This window comes from Leptolyngbya sp. AN02str (genome assembly GCF_050565595.1).
Taxonomy (GTDB): domain Bacteria; phylum Cyanobacteriota; class Cyanobacteriia; order Elainellales; family Elainellaceae; genus Kaiparowitsia.
The window spans coordinates 1-17,692 of the sequence record NZ_JBNXVR010000046.1 but is presented as its reverse complement, the minus strand read 5'-3'; the positions used below and the strand labels follow the sequence as shown (position 1 = coordinate 17,692).

Below are 17,692 nucleotides of genomic sequence, written 5' to 3'. Positions count from 1 at the left end.
TGCTATCAAACCGTTGTAGATGGGTAATCTATCCAAAGACGTAACTTAAACGGGCGTTCCCACACAACTATGGCCAATCATCCTAAAAAGCAAGAGTTCCGGTTTTTGCTATTGTTTGCGGTGTGTGCTGTATCGGGCGTTGTGCTCAACAGCAGTGCTGCACTGGCAGAAAATACCAAATGCGTGGAATCTGACCATCCAACCTACGAATGCGTGACCAAATCTCCAACTCAGGCTGCGATTGAAGGCGGCATTATGGGATTGGTTGCGGGTTCGGGTGCGGCTGTGGGCGCTGTGTGGCGTCAATTTTTCTCCTAGTGGAGTCGGTGAACTTAGAAACAGTTGGGAAACGGATGGGCCTGAATTCGTCGGGTTTTCCTGGATGAGTTGTTGCGATCGCTCCGGGCTGTTTGGTATCATCGGAAGTTGGTTTATTGGGAAGGCTCATGGCGAAACGTGTGCAGTTGGTTTTGAACCAGGATATTTACAAACTCGGGCGATCGGGCGATTTGGTAGAAGTTGCGCCCGGCTACGCTCGTAACTATCTGCTACCTCAAGGGTTGGCAGTGAATGCAACTCCCGGAATTTTGAGACAGGTTGAGCGTCGTCGCGAAGAAGAGCGCAAGCGCCTAGCCGAGATGAAGAAAGATGCCGACGTGCAAAAGGTTGCACTCGAGAAGCTGCCTGCGATTCAGATCGAGAAGCAAGCTGGCGAAAAAGATGCCATCTTTGGTTCTGTGACCAACCGCGAAGTGGCCGAAGCCATTCAGGCTGCATCGGGTATCGAAGTCGATAGCCGTGGTGTAGATGTGCCTGAAGTGCGCAAGCTTGGCAGTTACTCGGTTGAGGTGAAGCTTCATCCTGAGGTGTCTGCAACTGTCGCGATCGAAGTGGTTGCGACTGCAGCCGCTGAATAGCCGCCGATATAAAGATTTCGTGAATTTAATCAATCAGTACGGAAGTACTCTGCAACAATAGATGTTGTGGAGTACTTTTGTATTGGAATTGTTGCTGATATTGAGGTTGTAGCGCTGGAAGCTGGCGATCGCACGCTCATGATCATCGTGGGCGTGTCCTCGGCTGAGTGATTCAGCCAACGGTGATAGGGTGCGGAATGGGACAAAAACAGGCCATGCAATCACAACTGGTGCTTGTTGTGCCTCGGTTTGTGGACTTTCGTGCCAGAGGCCCCGTTTCAGAGCGATTGCCCCTTATAATGAGGCTACTCCACATCTAGAGTTCGCTAGACACAAAAGTCGTATCGCCTACTATGGGTAGGGTTTCCCTAATTTAGCTATGTTGGCTTCGGCTGTGTAAGCTTAGGGGCGTGTGGTGGACTTCGTCTGGTACTCGGTTACGGTTCGAGTGTTCTCGCTGCTGCGACTCTGCCATTTATGGTTCAAGAACTTAACTTTCAAGCATACAGCGATCGCCTGCCTCCGCAAAATATTGACGCGGAAGAGGCCATCTTGGGTGGCATTTTGCTCGATCCTGAAGCCATTGGCCGGGTGGCAGAGCTTCTGCGTCCCGAAGCGTTTTACATTACCGCCCATCAAGAAATTTACCGTGCCGCCTTGACCTTGATGGGCCAGGGGCAGCCGACCGATCTCATGAGCGTGGCCAGCTATCTGCACGACCAGAGCACCCTCGAAAAAGTGGGTGGGCAGGCTCGCATTGCCCAACTCGTCGATCGCACCGTGAGTGCGGTAAATATCGATCAGTATGCCCAGTTGGTGAATGACAAGTATGTGCGCCGCCGCATGATTCAGGTCGGCACCGAGGTTAGCTATCTCGCTTACGAGACGGGAACCCCATTAGAAAATATTCTGGATCAGGCGGAGCAAAAGGTTTTTAGCATTACCCAATCTCGCCCCAACCAGGCGCTGGTGCCCACATCCGATATCTTGACCTCCACGTTTTCTGATATCGAAAGCCGTTCGTTGGGCATGGTGCTGCCGGGGATTTCCTGCGGGTTCTATGACCTGGATGCCATGACTCAGGGGTTCCAGCGATCGGACCTGATCATTACGGCGGCACGACCCGCCATGGGAAAAACAAGCTTTTGTCTCAACATCGCTCGAAATATTTCGGCGTTTCACAAACTGCCCGTTGCCATCTTCAGCTTAGAAATGTCGAAAGAGCAGCTGGTGTACCGTTTGTTGTCGAGCGAGGCTCAGGTGGAAAGCGGACGGCTGCGATCGGGCCGCATTAGCCAAAATGAGTGGGAGCCGTTGGGCTACGCCATTAGTGCGTTGTCGCAAATGCCGATTTTTATTGATGATACGCCGAACATTTCGGTAACTGATATGCGCTCCAAACTGCGGCGCTTGCAGGCTGAGCAGGGCGGTGCTTTGGGGCTGGTGCTGATTGACTACTTGCAGCTGATGGAGGGTAGCGGTTCTGAAAACCGGGTGCAAGAACTGTCGCGGGTGACCCGTGCGCTGAAAGGAATGGCACGGGAGCTAAATGTGCCTGTGATTGCCCTGTCTCAGCTAAGCCGTGGTGTAGAAGCTCGAACAAACAAGCGTCCGATGATGTCAGACTTGCGGGAATCGGGTGCCATCGAACAGGATGCAGACTTAATTGTCATGCTCTACCGGGATGAGTACTACAATCCCGATACGCCCGATCGCGGCATTGCCGAAGTGATTTTGACCAAGCACCGAAATGGTCCCATTGGCACAGTCAAGCTATTGTTTGAGCCGCAGTTCACGCGTTTTCGCAACTTGGCTTCGCCTAACCGAGCTGGATAGGGCATTCGGGCGATGTATGGGGATCGACGCCTAGCGTGTGCTACTGCAGGTATGTGGCCCAATGTGGCACAATGCTGGCACTGCCGTACCAGAGTTTGCCGGGTCTAGGTGAGTGCAGCACGTTTTCTAGGGTGAGGTTGGTTGCCCCGTCGAGATGGGCGGCTTCGATGGGGGTGATGCCATCGCCCCAGCAGGTGCCCTGGCCACAGGTGAGTTCGTAACTACTGTGGGCGAACCAACTGCGCAATCGCTGTCCGTAAATGGATTTGCCTGCAACGCAGATATACCGAACGGTGGGATAAAACGCACCGGGATAGTTGTCTTTGACAAAGTTGAGGTTGCGTTTGGTCCAGCGCTCTTGGCTGGTGTGGGGCGTGCCCAAGGTGATTAGGGTTGAGATTTGGGGATGGGCTTTCCACAAGCCAGTTTTGGTGCGATCGCCCGCATGGATCAGGTAAGGCACCTCACCCAAATAAATTCGCGAAATCCAGCCCCCTGCCGAATGGCCGACTAGATTGAGGCGATCGCTCCCAGTTTTATCCTGTACCCGCTTCACCGTTGCATCCAACTGCTCCAGAATCGGCGTAACCGATCGCCCCCCCAACGTGGGAAACCAATCAGAACGCTTGAGCGGAACCGTGGCGACAACAAAGCCCAGACTTTCGAGCGCTTGCTCCATTTCGCGGTAGGGGCCAGCTCCGGCGAGGTAGCCGGGGAGGATGACGGTGGGGAGTGGCATAAGGGGAGAGGGAGTCGGGAGTTAGGAGTTGGGAGTGGGGAAGGGGCTAGGATTTAGGATTTGGGGGCTAGGGAAAAAGAGGAAGTGGGGTGGGGCTAACCACTGTGGATGGGTTGGGTAACCTAGGAGGCTTGAGCGTCAGCGTGACGCTTTGTGCTGGCCCGCGATCGCAAATCGTAAATCTAAAATCCACAATGAAATGGCTTTAGACTGTCAGGCTGACTGTTTTGAGCCATTCCAAAATGTACTGGTTCACCGTTTCGGGCCGTTCGTCGTGGGGGCAGTGCCCGGTGTTGGGAATGCCGTGGAAGGTGACGCGATCGGGGTGTTTGGCAGCTAGGTTTTGGTAGATTTTGGCTCCGGCGATGGGAGTCCACGGGTCGGCTTCGCCCCAAAGCACCAGCAGCGGTTGGGAAATCTGCGGCAACAGCTCGCTGGGGGTGGGACCAGGAGGAGCCGCCAGAATCGAGGCAAATACTTTTTGGGCGCCAGGGTCGCAGCTGGGTTCGTAAATCAGATTAATCAGCTCGTCGGTGATGGCAGTATGGTCGCGGTAGACCTGCATGAGCGATCGCCGAATCCGATGCTTTTTGCGCACTTGCTCGAACAGAAATGGCCCCGTCAGCTCGGAGGTAACGAGTTTGGTGAAAGAACCCATCACAAACCGAAGGGGTAGGTTCAGTTCTTCGGGACGGTGGTTGAGGCCACCTGCCGCATTGAGCAACACGCCACCGTTGGCAATTTCGGGGTGCTGCGCCATCACCATCATGCTCAGCAGCGCGCCAATCGAATTGCCCACAAACACAGCAGGGGTTTGAATGTGCTCTGCCCAAAAATCTCGCAGCTGCTCAACCCATAGATCCACGGTGTAGTCGAGGGCGGGTTTGGCTGAGCCGCCAAAGCCCAGCAAGTCAATGGCAAAGACTTTGTAGCCCGCTTCGGCCAGGACTGGAATATTGTTGCGCCAGTGGCCGATGGCGGCACCAAATCCATGGATCAGGACGAGGGGTTGTCCTTGACCCTGAACGGCGTAGCGAATTGCGTGGCCACGCCAAGTCCAGGTATGGCTGGAAAAGCTGGGGGAAAGAACAGGTTGGGCAGTCACAGCGTTATCCGTCAAACGTTACTAATCTTCATTTTAACGTGAGATCAGTAGCGTCACGGGCTCTAAGGTTGCTGTTGTGCAGTGACGGGTTGGTCGGCACTTGAGGAAGGCAATCATCCAATCAGGACGCTTAATCAGGATGTTGGGAGGTTATGAGCGCTGCGATCGCCCAACCGCAACCGCAAGAGCAATTCATGCAAATCGGACTGGGCAGAAGGTTCATTGGGTAAATGGCTGGTGTGGTGGGCTGCTTCCAACGCCTGACGGAGCCGCAGGTATTCTTTCCGATGGAATTCCACATCATGGGTGGCCAGTGTGGCTTTTTCTGCACCCGTTACCTTCATTGCAATGAACTCGTCTAAATAAGGGAGCTGAAATTTTTGATTGAGCGTGAGCAGGTTTGCTTCAATTACGCCCGTTTGCATGAGGTGCATGCCAGTGAGCAGGACGCGATACAAATACAGCAGTGGCTTAACTCGGGGTGGATTTTCCTTCTCAAATAGTCGCCATTGGGTATTGGCAAAGCCCAAGTAGTGATGGCTGTGATAGCGAGTGATGCAGCCTTGTGCGATCGCCTTTAATTCCGCATGTTCGGGTGTGGATCGTACCACCAGCGGAGAATAGAGCTGCTCCAAGACATACCCATTGTGCTTCAGCAGTAAACCAAAAAACTTTTTGGCTTCGTGGATGACCAAATCAATTTGCAATTCTTCTTGAAAGCAGGACTGCTCAATGGTATCTGGCCCGGTTTCTAAACCCACCAGTTCTGGTAGCGGTAATTGATGAATTCCTCGTAAATCAAAGTCAGAATCGGGGGATGGAAAACCATACAGGTGCGCGCCGCTAATGGTGACAAACAGCAGCGGATAGGGCTGTTGAGCAATAACTGGATGCAGTCGAGAATCAGTTTCGTACATGGTTGTATTACTAGGTGACCATGCTGCGCCGCGCTTCGATCAGAAACGCGTTCGCCTTTTCGTAATTGGGGCGTTCGGGTAACTGGGTGGAGGCAAAGGCGCGATCGAACTCGGTGTGCAAACTTAAGCGCCACCGATCTACCTCTTCCCACGAGAGGTGTTGGTGTTTGATGGCGAGTAGGCGATCGCGGTATTCTTCGACTCGCACAGGCACAAACCCATGCTTCAAGATGGTAATCCCGGATAACAAAAGGCGAATCAAATGCATTGCGTGCTTCCAGCGAATGGTACCTGTCGATCGCAAATCCTGTTCCATTTTCTTGAACTGCGACAACACATAACTGTTATAGGTTTGATATACCAACTGCGACAAAAAGATGTCTTTGAGGTTCAAGAGTTCTTGTGCGATCGGTGTTGCCGTTTCTACTAAAGGCGTGTAGAGACATTCCAAAACGTTTGGATTGGCCTTCAACGCTAGAATCAAAAACTTTTGCAGTTCCCAATAACATTCCTGTTCTTCCTTGTGTTCAATCTGTTCAGGAATGCCGTATAGAGACCAGTGCATATCTGCGGGAGGTAAGTAGATGCCGCGACGATCTGTATCTGACTCTGCCCCATCCAAACCATATGCTCTTGAACCCACAATGCAGCGGTAAATAACATGCTCAAAAAGGTTCAGATCCTCTAACGCCTGCTCGGGTGTTTCCAATCCTGCTTTTTGAAAATGCTTACGGATGCTGAACTCGGTTCTCTGCAAATTAACGGCTGTGCCGTTGGGTAATTCAATCCGATAGCGATGGGAATTGTCAGTTGGTGACTTGACGATCACCCCTACTGCACCGCGTAAACACAAGACCTCTCCTGCCGCGTTTTTGACTTCAATGCGGCTAACGACCTGGGTGCCGACCGGAATGATTAAATGAACAGAATCTGGTACCAAAGCCATGCAGCGATATCGCAAGAAACTGCTTGTAGTATTTGTAGCATGGATTTCCCCATCCGGTGGGATCAGAATGGCTGAACTATAGGCCGCCTGCCCGAATCGCTCTGCCCGAATCGCTTTTCTGGCGCATGAATGATTGCACGGCGAAGTTGCGTAACCGTTCATCCGTCAGGTTTTGTTGTGCCCCGTCAGCCCCACGGTGAACAATGATTGTGGAGTACCAGTCGTATGCCAGTTGGAGGGTCTACCTGGCTGCTCGCGCAAGCACTACAGGGTGTAGGTGAAGTTGTCGATGAGGGCACCGGGAACCCAACTGCCACCGAGGCTGCGGTGATCGTAGGTGCCGACTTCGGGGATGAAGTCTTGCGTGGTGGTGAGGTCGATGAGATTGGGGCCAAAGCATTGATAAAGGCTTTCGTCGAAGCGCAGGTTTTCGATGGGGGCCACAATTTCGCCGTTTTCCACCCAAAAGCAGGCGTAGCGGGTCATGCCTGTGATACGTCCGGTGGGGCGATCGCTCCAATTCAGGTAATGCAGGTTGGACAAATAAAGCCCTGTATCCAAAGCCGCAAGAACTTGGGTAGGTTCCAGGGTGCCTGGAGCAATTTCGGGCGATCGCAGCCCTTCGCCATCGTTGGCTCCATTGGCAACTTTGCCATATTCCTTGGCCGTTCGGGAGCTGATTAGCGTGTTCACTAGCTTGCCCCGCTCGATCAACGGCAACTCAATGGGGGCAATCTCACCCAGGGTGTTGAACCGGGGAACGGCACCCCGCCGAAAGTTTTCTTTGAGGGAGAACTTGGGAGAGAGCTGCTTGTCCCCCCGTTGCAGGATGGCCAGAGCGCTCGCCCCTTGCTGAAGTGCAGATTCGCTCACGCCCCCCCAAGAAAACATGGCGATGAGTTCGGCGATCGCAGCGGGGGCCAAATAGGTGCGGTATTGACCTTTGGGAATGGATTTGGGCGGTTGGGCGAGACGTTCAAGTTGAAGTTTTGAGTCGGCGAGCTTGGTGGTGTAGGTGTCGGGGTTCCACTCGCTGCCGGCAACCGTACCTTTGACCGCCTGCCCATCGGCGGTAAAGATGGAATAATCCAACGCGAAGGTATCGGTCGCAAACCAGTGCCGCTGCCCCACCGAATCGGCATAGCCCCGCAGCAAAGATCCCCCCGCATAAATGCCGGTGAAATCGAGACCGGCAACGGGAGTGAGAATGGTATGGGCGATCGCTTCGGGAGCTAACAGCTGCCCCTGGTAAACGTCGTGGCTGGTGGCATTGCCATAGGGCAATACCAGGTAGGGATCGACCGGAAGTTGAGGTAATTCTTGCCGGAGGGCTCGCAGCATTGCTAACCCTGCGGCAACATCGCGATCGCGATCGCCCATCAAGGACATGGTTTGACTGCTGGTACGCTCATGCGCCATGAGACTGAGGGTGACACTGCAATCGGTAACGCTGCCCGTTTGGCGCACTTTGGCCCCGTTAAACCGCATGAATTGGCTGCTTTCCCCAATGAGTGATAGCGTGAACTGTTCTTCGGTTTGTAGCTCGGCGGCGATCGCTTGTTGGATGGTAAAAAAGATGGATTCAAAATGCTCGGTGGGGCTAAGCTCCAATTGCTGCGACATGGTTGGGGATATCCTGGAATTGATTCTAAGGTTGATGGGATGGAATGCAATGTGAAACGAAGCAAGGGACGCTTAAGAGAAACTAAGAGAAACAATATCTCTGCATATATTTCTGCAACAGGACATTGTCTGTGCGATGTTTGTGCGATCGCTTAAGTTACAAAACATCACAACCGATGGGTGATGATCGTTGATATAAAATGGGCGATCGCATTTCCAACAAATTACAGAAGGAACTACGAACCCCCACCAAAAACTTCAATGCCTTCAAACACACACACAGGGGAACCATGGCCAACCCGGATTGCTTGATTCGGTTCACCTTTACCGCAATAGGGAGTCCCATACATTTCCCAAGTTTCGTTGGCCCCAATCCGAGCCAAACTGTGCCAAAATTCTGGCGTTGTACCGCGATAGTTGGGATTGCGCAAAGTCTTGGTGAGCATTCCGTTTTCAATCAGCTTGGCATATTCACAACCAAACTGAAACTTGTATCGCTGATCATCAATCGACCATGAGCGATTTGCTTCCATGTAAACGCCATACTCAATGTCGCGAATGATGTCATCGAGGGAGTCGCTACCAGGCTCCAAATTCAGATTGGCCATGCGATCGATGGGTGGACGATTCCACGACGAAGCCCGGGCACAGGCGACACCGGGAATGCCCGATCGCACTTGGCTTTCCAGGCTACCCAAACCCCGTTGCAATACCCCTTCCTTAATCAGATACTCCCGAGTTGCGGGGTTGCCCGTGTCATCAAATTCGTAGCTGGCAAACTCTCCCGTAACGCTGGGGTTAAACGTAATGTTCATCAGCGAGGAACCGTAGGACAGGTTGCCAAAGTCTTGGGGTTTGACAAAGCTGCCGCCTGCATAGTTGCGCTCATCACCCAAAATGCGATCGATTTCGAGCGGATGGCCGACGCTTTCGTGAATTTGCAGCATCATTTGATCGGGAGCCAGCACCAGGGTGGTTTGAGTAGTGGGACATTCTTCGGCGGTGAGCAGCTCTACCGTTTGCGCTCCAATTTGACTGGCCCTATCCCACAAGGTGCTGTTCAAAAATAACTCCCATCCACCCTGGTAGCAGTGGGCCAACATGCCATTGTTGCTGCGCTGCTGTACCACGCTGCCGTTTTGGGCGGTGGCTCCGTAGTGAGTTTCGATCAGTGCAAATTTTTGGTAAACCTCGGAGCCGTTGGAACTCACGTACCAGGTCTCTACATCCTTGGTAGAGGCGATCGCCGTCGTTTGCACAATTTGATCCGAGGCTTTGAGCAATTGGCACAGGCGAATTAGGACTTCGTTAACTTCGCCGGGAGAAAGGGCATCGAAGGGTTTGGCAAAGGGCGATGCATACTGGCCCACCACGCGGGGACGCACAGCCGGAGTCATGCCAAAAATGGCCCACTCGCTGGCGGCCTTGGCTTGACGAAATGCCGTGTGGGCAGCGTCGCGAATGCGGTCTGGATGGAAGGAGTTGACCGCGCCATATCCCAACTGACCATTCACCATCACTTCAACCATCACGCCGCCATCGCGAGACGTGTGGTTTGCCTCGGGTAAGCCATCGCGGACTTGTCGATACGAGGCAATTTCTTGAACAGCGCGGAGCCCAACCCAATCGGCAGGCATATCCAGGGTAGAGAGCGTGTGTTGTAGGTCGGAGATCATGGTGGGGTGGAGTGGGGTAACGGTGCAGTCGAGCGCTAAGAATTAGCAGTGTGAGGCTGGGTTCAAATGTTCTTTCAAGGTAATCAATTTTGTAGAACTCTGCTGGTATTCAGAGTGACAAACTCATGAGCTGTCGAGATGGTAAACGCGAGAAATTTGTAGGGTCGCAAGGCAATGGTTTGTGTGGAGCCCAAAGGGTGGGCTCAAAGATTGCTGGGCTGAGAGGTGGAAGACTGGGGTGCTAGGGTTTGAATGAAGGCCAGAATATGATCGGCTGTTTGCTGAGGTTGCTCCAAATGGGGAACATGGCCGCATTCATCGACCCAAATGAGCTGGCTGTTGGCGATCGCTCGCTGAAATTTTGCGGCATCTGCTGTCCCGAGGATGCGATCCTGCTTGCCCCACAAAATCAGAGTTGGCAGGCTGAGCTGGGCCAACTGCTGCTTGCACGATCGATATCCGCCACACTGGGTAAACGAAATGAGGGCTTGCTGCCAACCCGGCTCTCGCAGGTGCAGGGCAGCGCAGGTGGCTGCATCGGCAGAGGCCAGCTCTGGATTGTAATAAGCTTTGACGGCAATATTTTGGCGAACTTTGGGGCTGCGTAGAAATTGCGTTGCCAACTGACCTACGGGCTGAATCACCAGGCGACCCATGGATGGCCCTACGCTATAGCCGGCACTATCGAGCAAGACTAACTGCTGGACGGCTTCGGGATGGGCCAGGGCAAAGGCGATCGCAGCGGCTCCCCCCATCGAAGCTCCGACCAGAATCACAGGTTTGCCAATGGACTGCTGCCAAAAGGCAAACAAGTGAGTGTCAATGGTCGCGGGCGTAATGGGAACGTGTGGCGATCGCTCTGTAAAGCCAAATCCCAGCAGATCCACAGCCCATGTTTCCCGATGAGGGGCTAACAAGGGCAACAGCCGCCGAAACTCCATCACGGAACTGTCAAACCCATGCAGCAGCAGGATGGGAGCATCGCCTGTGCCTTGGCGCACATAGGTTGTGGTGAGACTGGCGATCGCCGGATTACCAGGAATTTCTGGGGTCGTATTTGCATCGCTCCGGCGGAGGGCTGGCGTGCCTAGCCACGGGCGGCGCATCGGGCGATCCCAGGCTATCGTGACCGAAGTTCGCTTGATTGCCTCTACCAAGGCGATCGACGTTGGCTCGGTGAGCAAATTGTGAGAATTAGAAATAGCTTCCATATCTGATTAGTATCTCATTTGCTGCATAGCTCAGATCAAGCATGCTCAGGGGACTGGCCCCAATGCTGCTCATCCACGCCGGACTCGATGCTGTCCTCTACTCGCGATCGCGCGCTTTCTGACTCAAATTCAGGACTTACGCAGTTGAATGATTTTTGGAGCGCTTAGCGCTCCAAAAATCATTCAATCCCCTGGTTTTTCGTAGGAAGTGCGTAAGTCCTAAAATTGTTAGGTTTGAGAGGTTTGGAAAAATCGATCTAGACTAATCGCCAATCGGGGGACTATGATAAATGATTGTGAGTTTTGATAAAGCCATGAGCGCGCAGGAAATCATCCGCTCGATTGAAGCGGAGCACTTGAAAGAAGATGTACCCGTCATCTACGTAGGTGATACGGTCAAAGTTGGGGTTCGCATTCGAGAAGGTAACAAAGAACGGGTTCAGCCTTATGAAGGCACCGTGATTGCAATGCGCAATGGTGGCGTGAACGAAACTATCACCGTTCGTCGTATTTTTCAGGGTGTGGGTGTTGAGCGGGTGTTCCTTGTTCATTCCCCTCGCATTGAAAGCATTAAGGTGCTGCGTCGTGGTAAGGTTCGTCGGGCGAAGCTCTACTACTTGCGCGATCGCATTGGTAAGGCCACTCGAATCAAGCAGCGGTTCGATCGCTCTCTGTAAAGATGGGTATGGTAGCCAGCCTTTGGCCTACATTGAATTTCCAGTCCAAAATGAATTCAAATTTGCTGAAGGCTGATAACCATTTACCTGATAAGCTAAAGAAAAGAAAAACAAGCGTCCTTAGTTCAGTTGGTAGAACGCAGGTCTCCAAAACCTGATGTCGGGGGTTCGAGTCCTCCAGGGCGCGTCCAACGAAGACGCTGAGCCTTCTATTTTTTACGAAGCTCAGCGTTTTTGCGTTATTTGCCATGAATTTTTTCAGCCCAAAGTTTGAGATGCAAAGCGGGTGAATATGCCTCAAGGGTTGGAGGGAAATCTGGGTTCATGCCTCTAGGCTGTGGGTGTGGAGTTTGAATGTTGGGCGATCGCCCTACAGTCTCCTAAGTTCAGCAACAAGTTCAACTGATGTTTGACTATGATCTATTGGTGATTGGGGCAGGTTCGGGAGGGTTGGCCGCTGCTGAGCGAGCGGCTACTTATGGTGCGCGGGTGGCGATCGCAGAACGGTCCAAACCAGGTGGTGCCTGTGTAAACTACGGTTGCATTCCAGAAAAACTGTTGGATTATGCGGCTAGCTTTAACCGATTGGAGCGAGTTGCAACAAGTTACGGTTGGCAAGAATGTCGGCGCGAGTTTGATTGGTCGCGGTTTGTGTCTGCAGAAGTGCAACATATTCAGCATCTCAACGAGCTACATCGACAGCATTTGCAAGATGCAGGTGTACAGCTCATCCATGGGCATGCTCATTTTTTAGATGCTCACACGGTGCAGATCGATCAGCATTCTGTAACGGCAGAGCGAATGTTAATTGCGGTGGGAGCCAAGCCATCCAAGCCCGATATTCCTGGAATTGAGCACACCATGACCTGGCATGAACTGTATTATTTGCCAGAGCAACCCAAAACTGTTGCCGTGATTGGTGGTGATCCGATCGGTGTGAAAATTGCTGGCAGTTTGAAGGCTTTGGGCTCCGAGGTTACGCAAGTGATTGCCGAAGAGCGACTTCTTTCAGAACTGGATGCTGAACTGAGTCTGCAAATTCAGGAGCGCTTGCTCAAAATGGGAGTGCAGATTCTTCCTAAGGCAACTGTAAGCCAGATTGAGAAGGATGGCTCTGAGTTGTGTCTGACATTATCTAAAAGTGCAGAGTCTAAGAGTGCAGAGTCTAAGAGTGCAGAGTCTAAGAGTGCAAAATCTGGAAGTGAAGAGTCTAGAAGTGTGAAGTCGCTCAAGCTTGATAGTGTGTTAGTGGATGCGACTCGACAGCCGAATTTGTCTGGGTTAAATCTCAAAAGCGTTGGGGTTCAACGAACGGAATTGGGAGCAATTTGGGTGGATGAACGTAGCTGTACGACACAGCCCCATATTTTTGCAATTGGAGACTGTACAGAACGGATTCCATTAACGCCTAGTGCGATCGCTCAGGGGCGAATATTTTCAGATACCGAATTTGGTGGTAAGCCACGAACGGTTCAGCTAGACTGGGTGCCGATGTCTCTGTCATCCCATCCAGAAGCTGCAACCGTTGGCATGTCTGAAACTCAGGCCAGAGAGACGTTTGGAGATGCTGTGGTTTGCTACCGTACCCAATTTCAGCCTTTGCTTTATTGCCTGACCGGGTGGAATGAGAAGACGTTTATGAAGGTGATTGTGAATCAGCAAGATTCAGAGCGTGTTCTTGGTATTCATGTTGTGGGGGATGGTGCAGTAGACATGATTCAAAGTCTTGCTGTTGCACTCAAATTGGGTTTAACTAAGCCAGATTTGGATACCGCCATCGGGATTCATCCATCCAGCGCAGAAGAATTATTCTCGATATGAATTGTGGATGAATCGTGAATGTGAACGATCGCCTTGGATATCTCTCAGAGAGATGAAAGAGCGATCGCGAACGGTTAGAGTTTGAAACTATTTTGCGAACAGACTACGGATACCTCTGTGAATGCATAAAACCACGCCAGTTCTGGCTCGGAAAAAGCCTGAGTCGAAACTGGCGTTCATGACGGCAAGTACGGTCTAGGGGATGAACCCACCCAATGGAATTGCCAATATTCTGCAAATATTCTTGAACAGTAAGCAGATCCGAAAATATGGGTTGCAGAAAATCGCTCAGATTTCAGAGTAGGAATTCAATCTATGTAGATGCATGAAAGCAGCCGTGTAATCCATAAGGAATGTGATGTTTGAGATGGAGGCGGGCGATCGGCCCTTGGCTGAAGTCTTTGCCATCTAGAATGACGATATCTGTGCGGTTGTGAGCTGCATCGTACACTAGGTCTAGTACCCAACCGTTGTCTTCTTGGGTACTGTTGGGCCTGGGCACAAACACTGGTTCTCCGGTAAAGCCTTTGGGGGCTGCACTCCAAACCTGTTGTTCTCCAGTATCGACATGAACTTTCAGTAGAGCTTGCTGAGGCGCGTTGCCCTTAGTCTGGTGGGCGGCTGCCAAATAGACCCACTGATGTCGCTGGCCAATCAATGCGGGGTGAATAAAAGGAAACTCACAGGAACGACTGACCAACTGTTTTCGGGTTGCCGTTTGAGCTTCTAAGTTGATGTGAAAGCGCCAAAGTTGCCCCGGATGCAGGGTATCGAAGTCGGTTTCTTGGTAGTTGAGATTGTGATCAACTTTGGGAAAGTCTTCGTAGCAGACAGAATCGACGATGATGGTTTTGTCTTGCTCAAATGCGTTGGCATGATGAAAGACAAAGCAAGGATCGGCTTGAAGTTCTTGAATCGAGCCAGACTCATTTCGAGGAATGACCCAAATTTTTGTGGGGCGATCGCCATGAAACGTGATACACTCTGCGGCTCCGCGCAAACCGACCACATAGGGGATGGGGTTGAATGTCACTGGGTTTTGAAAGAACAGGCAATAGTTTGGGGTAATTGCAAAATCGTGGATAAACGCAAACCCTGGAATGTTGTGATCGTGTTGTTGCACAACGGTGCCATCCGAGTTTAGCTCGTATACCGTAATGGTGGTTTGTGGCCCTGGCTGAATTGCAAAGGTAACAAGTCGGGGTTCCCGGTGCTCATTGCCTGGATCGATTAGGGGATGGGCAGCAAAGGGCGAACCCCGATGCAGTACGCCATCTAGCGTTGCAATTCCCATCGTTTCTAGCGTTGTGGGATGGATGCGGTGGGGATGGGATGCCTCCCACAGCGCCATCAGTTTATCGCCCCAGTAGATGACGTTGGTATTGGCAACGTTCTTCTTATGCAAATCGAAGGCATTGGCGAGCCATCCGCCAGGTTTTTGGGTGCCAAACACACCCCGGTATAGCATGCGTTCTGCTTTTTGCTCGGCACAGTATTCTTCGGTGCGTACAAAGCGGTTACGGAAGTGGGCTTGTCCTTGCGAAAAGGCGATCGCACAAATCATGCCATCTCCATCAAATGGATGGGCAACTGGCTGGCCAAAAATATCCAGAAGTCCAGGCCCATTGCGATACAGGGTGCCATTCAGCTCGTGAGGAATTTCACCGTCCATATCCTCGATCGCGTAATCAAACTCTTGCTTAAGGGAACGGTTGCCGCCGCGCCAGTCCTCTAATGAGTAGGACTTTGATGGAGAAATGGTTTGCATGGTTGATCTTTGAAGTGCGAAGAATTAGCTGATTTGGGTCATGTAACTGGACCTAGTGAGCTAGAACCGCTTAGCTGCGGTTAATTAACGGTTACTTAATAGGACACACCTGGTGTTTTGTGTACGTAAGTGCGATCGCTCATTTGATTCAGCATGAAATCCGCAACATCAGCCCGAGAAATTTTCATGCCAAACTGAATGGATTCGCCATGTTTGTAATCTTTGGTATATGGCCCAGTTGTTAATCCAGCAGGACGAACAATGACCCAATCTAGTGAACTTTGTTGAATGATGCGCTCTTTTTCTGCATGATCTTCGATCGCATTTTTGAGGACAAAAGGAAGAACAATAAAGCGAACGAAAAAGTTAACGCGATCGCGACTATCACCAACTCCCAGCGAAGACTGATAAACGAAACGTTTCACTCCATGCTGTTCCATTGCCTGTACAATATTGCGAATCCCTTCAACAAGGGCGGGATTTTTCTTCAAACTCGAAGAGCCGAGGGCAGAAAACACGGCATCTTGTCCTTGTACGGCTTGCTGTACAGCCTCTGCATGGGTAACATCGCCTTGAACCACACGCAGGTTCGCATGTTGGATGTCCAGTTTGTCGGGATGGCGAACAAAGGCTGTAACGGTGTGTCCCTGAGCGATCGCCTGCTGAACAAGCTCGCGGCCTGTTTTTCCAGCCGCGCCAAAAATGAGCAAATTCATGGTAATTCCCTTTTATTGCTCATCATAAAAAGTTGGCTTTTTGAAACCCTCTGTCAAATGAAAGGGATCAGCTGAATCAGTTGAATAGGATTGCACAACTGATGAGAGATCATGTTGTACATGATGAGAACAGGGCACTCTGTCTAAAGAGGGTGTGGCGATCGCTTTGTCCCTCCTACGATCGCAGCAGAAGCGTAGAGAGAACAGCCATGGCTACCGCGACTGCAACAACCCTGATTTACGAGCCTCCAACTCCCAGCCCAACTCCTCAACCCGTTCCAGATCCTGCGCCCGATCCTCAGCCCATGCCCGAACCGCCAAATCCAACTCCTCCCGACCCGACGCCAGAGCCCATGCCCCCGCAGCCCGAACCAAAGCCCATTCCGCCCTTACCCGATCCAAAACTACCTCCCAACCCAACCTTGTAGGTTTTGGAGAGGTTTTGGAGATTTGAGGCTTTGCTAAAGTTGATGGATTCAACCAAACCTAATTTATCGATGTTGATTTAGCGGATGAGAAACTCATGTTGATCCCTCCTGGCTTTGGCGATCGCTCCATCATGACCAAACTGGGCCGCATGGTCTACTACACTGCTCAGGGAGAACCCTGGCCAACGGAGAGCGGCTCCAGAGAAAAGCTGGTCTTTTTGCACGGTTTGGGAGGCGGTTCTTCGGCCTACGAATGGTCTAAAGTGTATCCAGCTTTTGCCGCAGACTACGAGATTTTGGCTCCCGATCTCATTGGTTGGGGTCGATCCAATCATCCAGCGCGGAATTACCAGGCTGAAGACTATATCGCGCTCATCACTGAGTTTATTGAGCAAACATGCGATCGCCCAGTGACGGTTATTGCGTCAGCGCTTACGGCTGCGTTTACCATTCGCGCTGCCATTTACCGACCTGAGCTGTTTAAGTCTTTGATTTTGACCACAGCGGCGGGATTGGCCGAGTTTGGGCAAGACTACCGCACAAGTGGCCCGGCCCAAATTGCAAAAACGCTGAATGTGCCTTTGCTAAGCCAGTTGCTTTACACCGCAGGGGTTGCATCTAGTTTTGGCATTCGCAACTATTTGGAGCAGCGCCAGTTTTCCCATCCCGATCGCATCTATCCCGAAATTGTGGAAGCTTACCTGCAATCGGCTCAGCAACCCAATGCAGAATACGCCGCTTTTTCCTTTGTGCGAGGAGACTTGTGCTTTGATTTATCACTGTACATCTCTCAGCTCACGGTGCCCACGGCGCTCATTTGGGGTAAGGGTTCAGAGTTTACAGGGCCGGATGTGGGGCGACGTTTGGCTGAAATGAACCCTCAGGCGATTCGCTTTTTCTATCATTCTAATGATGTTGGCTTTACGCCACAGCTTGAATTACCTGCCTTTACCGTTGGGTTGATTCGCAAATTTTTGCCATTATTAGAAGCATCATCATGAACGTTTTCACACCGTTCGCGATGGATTTAATTTTTTGTATGTTTGGGTATGACTTGTGTGTGATTTGTGTGTGATTTGTGTGTGCCTGATGAACGGTGCGATCGCACCGTTCATCAGGCTGTTTGCGTTGTCATTGGCTTCATCAAGACTCATGCATCATGTATGAGTCTCGATATGAACAGGGCCTAAGTACAGGACAAAAACTTGCAAAGCTTGAGTAGAAGAGGGTTTCATGAGAATTACCACATTCGTCCATGAAACCCTCATGAATCAGGTTACTCTACTTCGAGATGCGTTGCGTCCCCATCTAG

At 51.6% G+C, this 17,692-nt stretch carries 16 protein-coding genes and 1 tRNA gene; 8 read left to right on the top strand and 9 right to left on the bottom strand.

Annotated elements, in window-relative coordinates; genetic code table 11:
• The first annotated feature begins 69 nt into the window (after positions 1 to 69).
• The 3 genes from ACQ4M4_RS24200 (at position 70) to dnaB (ending at position 2,753) form a co-directional block, all read left to right on the top strand.
• Positions 70 to 318 carry a hypothetical protein gene (locus ACQ4M4_RS24200; RefSeq protein WP_430687044.1) on the top strand — a complete coding sequence of 83 codons (249 nt, stop codon included), beginning with the start codon at positions 70 to 72 and terminating at the stop codon, positions 316 to 318.
• Between the two features lie 128 nt (positions 319 to 446).
• Complete coding sequence (rplI, locus tag ACQ4M4_RS24195; protein ID WP_430687043.1) at positions 447 to 917, top strand: 50S ribosomal protein L9; 471 nt, start codon at positions 447 to 449, stop codon at positions 915 to 917.
• A gap of 477 nt (positions 918 to 1,394) precedes the next feature.
• Entirely contained in the window at positions 1,395 to 2,753 is a 1,359-nt protein-coding gene (dnaB, locus tag ACQ4M4_RS24190) for a replicative DNA helicase (protein ID WP_430687042.1), read from the top strand.
• A 40-nt stretch (positions 2,754 to 2,793) separates the two neighbouring features.
• Here dnaB and ACQ4M4_RS24185 read toward each other — a convergent pair whose 3' ends face one another.
• The 7 genes from ACQ4M4_RS24185 to ACQ4M4_RS24155 form a co-directional block, all read right to left on the bottom strand.
• On the bottom strand, positions 2,794 to 3,492 hold the full coding sequence (locus ACQ4M4_RS24185) for an esterase/lipase family protein (RefSeq protein WP_430687041.1): 699 nt from the start codon (positions 3,490 to 3,492) through the stop codon (positions 2,794 to 2,796).
• Positions 3,493 to 3,697: 205 nt separating this feature from the next.
• Positions 3,698 to 4,597 (bottom strand): alpha/beta fold hydrolase, encoded by a 900-nt coding sequence (locus ACQ4M4_RS24180; protein WP_430687040.1) that lies wholly within the window; start codon positions 4,595 to 4,597, stop codon positions 3,698 to 3,700.
• 134 nt (positions 4,598 to 4,731) lie between these two features.
• Complete coding sequence (locus tag ACQ4M4_RS24175; RefSeq protein WP_430687039.1) at positions 4,732 to 5,514, bottom strand: nucleotidyltransferase domain-containing protein; 783 nt, start codon at positions 5,512 to 5,514, stop codon at positions 4,732 to 4,734.
• 10 nt (positions 5,515 to 5,524) lie between these two features.
• Positions 5,525 to 6,460, bottom strand: coding sequence for a nucleotidyltransferase domain-containing protein (locus tag ACQ4M4_RS24170; protein ID WP_430687038.1), 936 nt, complete (start codon positions 6,458 to 6,460; stop codon positions 5,525 to 5,527).
• 264 nt (positions 6,461 to 6,724) lie between these two features.
• Positions 6,725 to 8,083, bottom strand: coding sequence for a TldD/PmbA family protein (locus ACQ4M4_RS24165; RefSeq protein WP_430687037.1), 1,359 nt, complete (start codon positions 8,081 to 8,083; stop codon positions 6,725 to 6,727).
• 236 nt (positions 8,084 to 8,319) lie between these two features.
• Complete coding sequence (locus ACQ4M4_RS24160) at positions 8,320 to 9,759, bottom strand: TldD/PmbA family protein (protein WP_430687036.1); 1,440 nt, start codon at positions 9,757 to 9,759, stop codon at positions 8,320 to 8,322.
• A gap of 203 nt (positions 9,760 to 9,962) precedes the next feature.
• Entirely contained in the window at positions 9,963 to 10,970 is a 1,008-nt protein-coding gene (locus ACQ4M4_RS24155) for an alpha/beta fold hydrolase (RefSeq protein WP_430687035.1), read from the bottom strand.
• Positions 10,971 to 11,284: 314 nt separating this feature from the next.
• Here ACQ4M4_RS24155 and rplS point away from each other — a divergent pair, with 314 nt between their 5' ends.
• The 3 genes from rplS (at position 11,285) to ACQ4M4_RS24140 (ending at position 13,468) form a co-directional block, all read left to right on the top strand.
• Complete coding sequence (gene rplS, locus ACQ4M4_RS24150; protein WP_430687034.1) at positions 11,285 to 11,647, top strand: 50S ribosomal protein L19; 363 nt, start codon at positions 11,285 to 11,287, stop codon at positions 11,645 to 11,647.
• Between the two features lie 114 nt (positions 11,648 to 11,761).
• Positions 11,762 to 11,834: transfer RNA gene (locus ACQ4M4_RS24145), tRNA-Trp, on the top strand.
• Between the two features lie 218 nt (positions 11,835 to 12,052).
• Entirely contained in the window at positions 12,053 to 13,468 is a 1,416-nt protein-coding gene (locus ACQ4M4_RS24140) for an FAD-dependent oxidoreductase (protein ID WP_430687033.1), read from the top strand.
• Positions 13,469 to 13,781: 313 nt separating this feature from the next.
• Here ACQ4M4_RS24140 and ACQ4M4_RS24135 read toward each other — a convergent pair whose 3' ends face one another.
• Positions 13,782 to 15,236, bottom strand: coding sequence for a carotenoid oxygenase family protein (locus ACQ4M4_RS24135; protein ID WP_430687032.1), 1,455 nt, complete (start codon positions 15,234 to 15,236; stop codon positions 13,782 to 13,784).
• Between the two features lie 95 nt (positions 15,237 to 15,331).
• Complete coding sequence (locus ACQ4M4_RS24130) at positions 15,332 to 15,952, bottom strand: NAD(P)-dependent oxidoreductase (RefSeq protein WP_430687031.1); 621 nt, start codon at positions 15,950 to 15,952, stop codon at positions 15,332 to 15,334.
• Between the two features lie 209 nt (positions 15,953 to 16,161).
• Here ACQ4M4_RS24130 and ACQ4M4_RS24125 point away from each other — a divergent pair, with 209 nt between their 5' ends.
• Positions 16,162 to 16,380, top strand: coding sequence for a hypothetical protein (locus ACQ4M4_RS24125; RefSeq protein ID WP_430687030.1), 219 nt, complete (start codon positions 16,162 to 16,164; stop codon positions 16,378 to 16,380).
• 95 nt (positions 16,381 to 16,475) lie between these two features.
• Positions 16,476 to 17,381 (top strand): alpha/beta fold hydrolase, encoded by a 906-nt coding sequence (locus tag ACQ4M4_RS24120; protein ID WP_430687029.1) that lies wholly within the window; start codon positions 16,476 to 16,478, stop codon positions 17,379 to 17,381.
• Positions 17,382 to 17,692 lie beyond the last annotated feature (311 nt).